General features: G+C 71.7%; 7 protein-coding genes. 4 read left to right on the forward strand and 3 right to left on the reverse strand.

Annotated features, from left to right (window positions below):
• Positions 1–12 precede the first annotated feature (12 nt).
• From ACGFMP_RS28145 to ACGFMP_RS28155, 3 genes are read left to right on the forward strand one after another with little or no spacing between them, the layout of a single operon-like run.
• The gene (locus ACGFMP_RS28145) at positions 13–1,017 is read left to right on the forward strand and encodes a carbohydrate ABC transporter permease (protein ID WP_393675817.1); all 1,005 of its coding nucleotides are present in this window, start codon (positions 13–15) and stop codon (positions 1,015–1,017) included.
• Complete coding sequence (locus tag ACGFMP_RS28150) at positions 1,010–1,879, forward strand: carbohydrate ABC transporter permease (RefSeq protein WP_393675818.1); 870 nt, start codon at positions 1,010–1,012, stop codon at positions 1,877–1,879. The genes ACGFMP_RS28145 and ACGFMP_RS28150 overlap by 8 nt, the downstream gene beginning before the upstream one ends.
• 20 nt (positions 1,880–1,899) lie before the next feature.
• Complete coding sequence (locus ACGFMP_RS28155) at positions 1,900–3,255, forward strand: GH1 family beta-glucosidase (protein ID WP_393675819.1); 1,356 nt, start codon at positions 1,900–1,902, stop codon at positions 3,253–3,255.
• Positions 3,256–3,335: 80 nt separating this feature from the next.
• Here ACGFMP_RS28155 and allB read toward each other — a convergent pair whose 3' ends face one another.
• Positions 3,336–4,700, reverse strand: coding sequence for an allantoinase AllB (gene allB, locus ACGFMP_RS28160; protein WP_393675820.1), 1,365 nt, complete (start codon positions 4,698–4,700; stop codon positions 3,336–3,338).
• Positions 4,701–4,845: 145 nt separating this feature from the next.
• On the opposite strand from allB, the gene ACGFMP_RS28165 reads away from it, so the two are divergent.
• Positions 4,846–5,613, forward strand: coding sequence for an IclR family transcriptional regulator (locus ACGFMP_RS28165; RefSeq protein ID WP_393675821.1), 768 nt, complete (start codon positions 4,846–4,848; stop codon positions 5,611–5,613).
• A gap of 46 nt (positions 5,614–5,659) precedes the next feature.
• Here the strand turns inward: ACGFMP_RS28165 and ACGFMP_RS28170 are convergent, their stop codons facing one another.
• Entirely contained in the window at positions 5,660–5,980 is a 321-nt protein-coding gene (locus ACGFMP_RS28170) for a DUF5955 family protein (RefSeq protein WP_393675822.1), read from the reverse strand.
• A 112-nt stretch (positions 5,981–6,092) separates the two neighbouring features.
• Positions 6,093–6,569, reverse strand: coding sequence for a hypothetical protein (locus ACGFMP_RS28175; protein ID WP_393675823.1), 477 nt, complete (start codon positions 6,567–6,569; stop codon positions 6,093–6,095).
• Positions 6,570–7,048 lie beyond the last annotated feature (479 nt).

The following is a 7,048-nucleotide window of genomic DNA, read 5'->3' on the forward strand; positions in this document are numbered from 1 at the left end:
CGGCTCTCCTCCATGACTGCCACCGCCCCCCCGAGGCGTGCACCCGAAGCCGGCCCCAGCAGCGGCAAGTCCGCTGCCGGGGGCCGGCTCCGGCCGCGTATCGTCGAACGGCTCCGCCGAGGCGGACTGCCGTACCTGCTCCTGCTGCCCGCCATTCTCGCCGAACTGCTGATCCACATCGTGCCGATGTTCTTCGGCATCCTGATCAGCTTCAAGAACCTGACGCTGTTCTACATCCACCACTGGAACACCGCCCCCTGGGCCGGGTTCGACAACTACAAAGCCGCGGTAAAGATCCACCAGCCGATCGGCCAGGCACTGCTGCACTCGTTCTGGGTGACGCTGTCCTACACCCTCCTGTCCGTGGCGCTGTCCTGGCTGCTCGGTGTCGCCGCGGCGATCCTGCTGCAGGACAAGTTCCGCGGCCGCGGCCTGATCCGCACGATCTTCCTGGTGCCCTACGCGCTCCCCGCGTACGCGGCGCTGATCACCTGGACCTTCATGTTCCAGCAGGACACCGGCCTGGTGAACCACGTCCTGCACGACCAGTTGCACGTGACGTCGAGCAAGTCCTTCTGGCTGATCGGCGACAACAGCTTCTGGGCCATGGTCATCGTGTCGGTCTGGAAGTCCTGGCCGTTCGCCTTCCTGGCGCTGATGGCCGGTCTGCAGAACATCCCGCGCGAGCTGTACGAGGCCGCCGCGATGGACGGCGCCGGCGTCTGGCAGCAGATCAGGAAGATCACCATGCCGTCGCTGCGGCCGGTGAACCAGGTGATCGTCCTGGTGCTCTTCCTGTGGACGTTCAACGACTTCAACACGCCGTTCGTGATGTTCGGGCAGAACCCGCCGCACCAGGCGGACCTGATCTCGATCCACATCTACCAGTCCTCGTTCATCAACTGGAACTTCGGCTCGGGTTCGGCGATGTCCGTCCTGCTGCTGCTCTTCCTGCTCGTGGTGACGGCCGTATACCTGCTGGTCACGTCCAGGGGAAGGAGCGAGAACGATGTCTAGGTTCACCGACCAGCCGTCCCCGATGGCGCAGCCGAAGTCCTTCCTGTGGACCCGGCGGGTCGTCCTGACACTGCTGCTGGCCTTCGTGCTCGTCCCCGTGTACGTGATGCTCAGCTCGTCCCTGAAGAGCCTTCAGGACGTGCAGGGCTCGTTCAAGTGGATCCCGCACAGCCTGACGGTCAAGCCGTACATCGACATCTGGAAGACGATCCCGCTCGCGCACTACTTCGTGAACTCGGTGATCGTCTGCGTCAGTGCCACGGTCTTCTCCGTGGTGCTGGCCATCTTCGCCGCCTACGTGGTGAGCCGCTACCGGTTCATGGGCCGCAAGGTCTTCACGGTGACGGTGCTGTCCACCCAGATGTTCCCGGGCATCCTGTTCCTGCTGCCGCTGTACCTGATCTTCGTCAACATCGGCAACAGCACGGGCCTCACCCTCAACGGCAGCCGGCTCGGGCTGATCATCACCTACCTCACCTTCTCGCTGCCCTTCTCCATCTGGATGCTGGCGGGCTACTTCGACTCGATCCCGCGGGATCTGGACGAGGCCGCGAAGGTGGACGGCTGCGGCCCGCTCGGCGCGCTGTTCAGGGTCGTGGTCCCGGCCGCGATCCCCGGCATCGTCGCCGTCAGCGTCTACGCGTTCATGACGGCCTGGGGCGAGGTGCTGTTCGCCTCGGTCATGACCAACGAGTCCACCAGAACGCTCGCGGTCGGCCTGCGCGAGTACGCGACCCAGAACGACGTGTACTGGAACCAGGTCATGGCAGCCTCGATCGTTGTGAGCGTTCCCGTGGTCGCCGGATTCCTGCTCCTCCAGCGTTACCTCGTCGCCGGGCTCACCGCCGGCGCCGTCAAGTAACCCCTCCCGAAAGGCAGCTTGTGAACGACCTCAGCGCTCTTCCCGCCGATTTCGTCTGGGGAGCGGCCACCGCCGCGTACCAGATCGAGGGCGCGGTGGACGAGGACGGCCGGGCCCCGTCCATCTGGGACACCTTCTCCCACACCCCCGGCAAGATCGACGGCGACGACACCGGCGACGTCGCCTGCGACCACTACCACCGCACGGCCGAGGACCTGGGCCTGATGAAGACCCTCGACCTCGACTCCTACCGCTTCTCCATAGCCTGGCCGCGGGTCATGCCGCAGGGCGGCGGCGAGGTGAACGCCGCCGGTCTGGCCTTCTACGACCGGCTGGTGGACTCGCTGCTCGAAGCGGGCATCACCCCCAACGCCACCCTCTACCACTGGGACCTCCCGCAGGCCCAGCAGGACCGGGGCGGCTGGCCCGAGCGTGAGACGGCGGAACGTTTCGGCGACTACGCGGCCGTGGTCGCGGAGGCGCTCGGCGACCGCGTCAAGGACTGGGCGACGCTCAACGAGCCGCTGTGCTCGGCCTGGATCGGCCACCTGGAGGGCACCATGGCCCCCGGGTGGACGGACCTGACCGCGGCGGTGCGCGCGTCCTACCACCTGCACGTCGGACACGGCCTGGCCGTGCAGGCGCTGCGGGCCGCACACTCCGATGTGCGGGTCGGCATCGTGAACAACCTCAGCCCGTGCGAGCCGGCCACCGACCGCGACGCCGACATCGCCGCCGCGCGCCGGGCCGACGGCCACACCAACCGCTGGTGGCTCGACCCGATCCACGGCCGCGGCTACCCGCAGGACATGGTTGACCTCTACGGTGTGGACCTGCCGGTCAAGGACGGCGACCTGGAGTCGATCGCCGCCCCGCTGGACTGGCTGGGCCTGAACTACTACTTCCGCAACGTCATCACCGACGACCCGACCGGGCCTGCCCCGCACGCCAAGTCGGTCTACCTGCCGGGTGTCCGGCGGACGGCGATGGACTGGGAGGTCAACGCGGACGGCCTGGAGCAGCTGCTGGTCCGGCTGTCCGAGGAGTACGGCGCCCGCAAGATCTTCGTCACGGAGAACGGTTCCGCCTACCGCGACACCGTCGGCGCCGACGGCCAGGTCGACGATCCCGAGCGGACCGCCTACCTGGACGAGCACCTGGCGGCCTGCGCCCGCGCGGTCCGCCGCGGGGTGCCGCTGGCCGGCTACTACGCCTGGTCGCTGCTGGACAACTTCGAGTGGGCGTACGGCTACGACAAGCGCTTCGGCCTCGTCCACGTCGACTACACCACCCAGAAGCGCACCATCAAGGGCAGCGGTCGGCGTTACGCCGAGATCATCGCGGCGCACCGCCGCAAGGCGCGACGCGCGGCCTGAGCAGTCCCGCCTCCGGGCGGTCACGAGGGGTGACGCCACCGGTCCGCCGGTGCGTCACCCCTCGTGCGTGCGGGGGCCGGTCAGCGCCCCGGGGCGGTCAGCAGCCGCCCGGTGTGCGGCTCGACCACGGCGCCGTCGGCCGCGATCCGCCGGCCGCGCAGCCAGGTGCCGCGGACGACGCCGTGCAGGGTGCGGCCGGCGTAGGCGGTGAGGGGGTTGCGGTGCCGCAGCAGGGCCGGGTCGACGGTGAAGACCGCGTCCGGGTCGAGGACGGCGAAGTCGGCGTCGCGGCCCTCGGCGATGGCGCCCTTGGCGCCGAGGCCGGCCAGCGCCGCGGGGCCCGCGGACATCCAGCGGGCCACGTCGCAGAGGCTGTGGCCGCGGCGGCGGGCCTCGGTCCACACCGCGGGCAGGCCCAGTTGCAGTGACGAGATGCCGCCCCAGGCGGCGGCGAAGTCCCCGGTGTCCTTCGCCTTGAGATCGATGGTGGAGGGCGAGTGGTCGGAGACCACGCAGTCGAGGGTGCCGTCGGCCAGCGCCTGCCACAGCGCGTCCTGGTTGGCGGCCTCCCTGATCGGCGGGCAGCACTTGAACTCGGTCGCCCCGTCCGGGACTTCCTCCGCGGTCAGGGTGAGGAAGTGCGGGCAGGTCTCGGCGGTGAGGCGGACGCCGTCGCGTTTGGCCGCGGCGATCAGCGGCAGCGCCGAGGCGGACGACAGGTGCAGGATGTGGACGCGGGCGTCGAGGCGCCTCGCCAGCGCGATCAGGCCCTCCACCGCCCGGTCCTCCGCGGCAGGCGGCCGGGACGCCAGGAAGTCGGCGTAGCGGCGGCCGGGACGCTGCGGGGCGCCCTCGATGGTGCCGGGGTCCTCCGCGTGCACGATCAACAGGCCGCCGAAGCCGTTCAGTTCGGTGAGGGCGGCCGCCAGCTCGGCCGGCGCCAGCTGCGGGAACTCCTCGACGCCCGACGGCAGCAGGAAGCACTTGAAGCCGAAGACGCCCGCGTCCTGGAGCGGTCGCAGGTCCGCCAGGTTGCCGGGCACCGCGCCGCCCCAGAAACCCACGTCGGTGTGCACCCGGCCGCGGGCGGTGTCCCGTTTGACCTCCAGATGGGCGGTGGTCGTGGTCGGCGGAATGCTGTTGAGGGGCATGTCGACGACGGTGGTGACGCCGCCGGCCGCGGCGGCCGCGGTGGCGCTGGCGAAGCCCTCCCACTGCGTGCGGCCCGGGTCGTTGATGTGGACGTGGGTGTCCACCAGGCCGGGCAGCAGGACGTCGTCGCCCAGGTCGGTGACGGGCACCCCGTGCGGGACGGGCGCGTCGTGCGGACGGACCGCGGTGATGGTGCCGGCGCGCACCGCGACGGACGCCGGGCGCTCGCCCTCCGGGGTCACGACCCGGGTCGAGCGCAGCACCAGTTCGTGCACGGGATCCACGGCGTCCACAGGGATGACCTCCTGGCAGGGAGCGGGAGAATTCAACGTTCTGTTGACGGACATGGTGGATAGCCTTCACGCGGGCGTCAAGAGCGGTAGGATTCCGCACAGCGAAAGTCACCTTCCGCGAGCAAGGGATCAGAGGGGATCGCACGTGTCAGCTGAACGCGCCGGGGGCGTCCAGTCTCTCGAACGGGCCTTCGATCTGCTGGAGCGGATGGCCGACGCGGGCGGCGAGGTGGGGTTGAGCGAGCTGTCGGCGAGCAGCGGGCTGCCGCTGCCGACCATCCACCGGCTGATGCGGACGCTGCTGGCCAGCGGATACGTACGCCAGCAGGCCAACCGGCGGTACGCGCTCGGCCCGCGGCTCATCCGGCTCGGCGAGACCGCGTCCCGGCTGCTGGGCACCTGGGCGCGGCCGTACCTGGCCGAACTGGTCGAGGCCACCGGCGAGACGGCGAACATGGCACTCCTCGACGGCGACGAGGTCGTCTACGTGGCGCAGGTGCCCTCCCGGCACTCGATGCGGATGTTCACCGAGGTCGGGCGGCGGGTGCTGCCGCACTCCACCGGGGTCGGCAAGGCCCTGCTCGCGCAGGTGCCACCGGCCGAGGTGCGGGCGCTGCTGACCCGCACCGGGATGCCCGCGGCGACCGACCGGACCATCACGGAACCCGACGCCTTCCTGGCCGAGTTGGACCGTATCCGCGCGGCCGGCTACGCGGTCGACGACGGCGAGCAGGAGGCCGGGGTGCGGTGCCTGGCGGTGACGGTGCCGGGATCTCCGACAGCCGCGGCGATCTCCATCTCGGGACCCGCGGGACGGGTGACGGACGCGGCCACCGAGAAGATCGTGCCTGTACTGCACGGGGTGGCAAAGGAGTTGGCGCTCGCGCTCAGCAGCGCGGCACCGGTGGTGTAGCCGCGGGCCCGCGCCGGGCTCCGCTGCGTGCGGCGCAGGGCCGGGCTCAGCGGGCCAACTGCTGCTCGACCGCCTCCCGCAGTGCGGCCAGCGGGACCCTCAGCGCGCTGACCGAGCCGAGCGCTGCGGCGACCAGCAGCAGCGAGTGCCGCAGCTGTTCCGGCGCCGGGGCGCCGGTCGCCTGCCTGGCCAGCTCGGCGAGGCCGTCCTCGGCGACGCCGCGGTCAGGTAATGCGCGTCCGTACGCGGCCAGTTCCCGTTCGAGCCGGGACACTGCGGCGCGTAACGCCGCGCCGCCCCCGGTCACCGCCCCCACGACCGTCTCGCTGCGGTCCGCGTCGACCACATGCGTTTCCCCCACCACCATGTGCCCCTGCCTCACACGCACTCAGGCCCCGGCGCCTCCGAGTCATGGGGTCCGGGGTCGATCAGTAAACGCGACAGGGCGCTATTGCGCCACACGGTCGGCGAAATCTGCGTCAAAGTTGCCGCGCGGGCCACACGATGAGGTCGAGGGTGGCGTGGGCCACGGGGCCGCCGGGGTCCGAGAGCTGACGGAACGTCACCAGCGTCGTGGTGCCGTCCACGTCCACCACGCACAGCCGCGACCCGGTGGTGAGCTGCGCCCTGGGGACGGAGACGACCAGGTCGCTCTCGCCGCGGCAGCTGTCGCGAGTGCCGGGGGTCTCCGGGCTGAGCAGCACGAGGGCGCCGCGGGTGACGTCCGAGACGAAGGCCCCGCCGTCGGCGGTGTAGCCGAACGTGCCGTTCTCGACCCCCGGCATGCTCTGCGGCGGGTCGGTCGCCAGTACGAGGCCGTCGCCCGCGTCGAGCCCGATGTCGTGGTACGTCCGGATGCCGCTGACCGGCGACGGCTTCGCCGCCGCGCCGTCCGGCCGGGCGACGGCGCTGTTCCCCCGGTCGAACCCGCCGCCGAAGGCCACGGCCCCGACCACGACGACCGCCGCGGCCAGCCATCCCCCGACGACGACCCGTCCCCGCCTCCGTCGCGGAGCCGCGGGCTGCACCCCCGGGAACACCGGCACACCGCCGGGCGGCGTCGCACCGGGCACATACGCCCCCACCGGGGGCGGTACCGGCCCCGGGGCTGCCCCGGGGGGCACCGGCGGGACAGCGGGCGGCGTCGCACCGGGTGCCTGCCGGGCGCCCCCGGCAGGCGGCACCCGCACCCCACCGGGCGGGGTGGCGCCGGGCATGTGCTGGGTGGCTGCCGGCGGAGGCGGAGGCACCGGTCCCGGGACTGCCGCCGGAGGCGGAGCCGCCGGCGCGCCTGCCGGGGGCACCGGAACCCCACCCGGCGGCGTCGCGCCCGGGGGATGCGGGGCACCCGCCGGCGGTGGCACCGGTCCCTGAGGCACCGGCACGCCACCCGGCGGGGTGCCGCCGGGCGCGACCGGGCCAGCGACCGGCGAAG

This window comes from Streptomyces sp. NPDC049040 (assembly GCF_043197715.1).
GTDB lineage: Bacteria > Actinomycetota > Actinomycetes > Streptomycetales > Streptomycetaceae > Actinacidiphila.

Bases quoted from the DNA above. Each gene is read 5' to 3' on its own strand.
- ACGFMP_RS28145 (WP_393675817.1), top strand. From the start codon at position 13: ATGACTGCCACCGCCCCCCCGAGGCGTGCACCCGAAGCCGGCCCCAGC.
- ACGFMP_RS28150 (WP_393675818.1), top strand. From the start codon at position 1,010: ATGTCTAGGTTCACCGACCAGCCGTCCCCGATGGCGCAGCCGAAGTCC.
- ACGFMP_RS28170 (WP_393675822.1), bottom strand. From the start codon at position 5,980: ATGGTGGTGGGGGAAACGCATGTGGTCGACGCGGACCGCAGCGAGACG.